The sequence below is a fragment of the Nocardia cyriacigeorgica genome (assembly GCF_010858045.1).
GTDB lineage: Bacteria > Actinomycetota > Actinomycetes > Mycobacteriales > Mycobacteriaceae > Nocardia > Nocardia cyriacigeorgica_E.
In genome coordinates this window covers 1-277 of sequence record NZ_JAAGVC010000393.1, presented here as the reverse complement: position 1 = coordinate 277, position 277 = coordinate 1, and the positions used below count along the sequence as shown (strand labels likewise).

Annotated in this window: 1 pseudogene; it reads right to left on the bottom strand. The window is 71.1% G+C overall.

Features of this window, described 5'->3' with window-relative positions:
* Positions 1-160: pseudogene (locus tag GV790_RS31950) on the bottom strand (NAD(P)-dependent oxidoreductase); the annotation flags it as partial.
* Between the last annotated feature and the right edge of the window lie 117 nt (positions 161-277).

Genomic DNA, 277 nt, shown 5'->3' with positions numbered 1-277 from the left:
GCGCCCCCGCCGCGGCGGCTTCGTCCATCCAGCGCTGCGCATAACCCGGTGACAGCGTGGATGATTCGATCACCACCGCCCCGTCTCCGACCGCGAGGGCGCCCTCGGGGCCGAACCACACCGCGGCGCTGGCGCTGTCGTCGTGCACGAACGACCACACCACCGGTCGAGAAGTTCACCCAGGCGCTGCTGGATGCTCACCCCGACATCGATAGCACCGTGTTCGCCGTCAGCAGCCGGGACGTGGGCCGTGTCGCGGGCCGCTTCGGCGCAGACC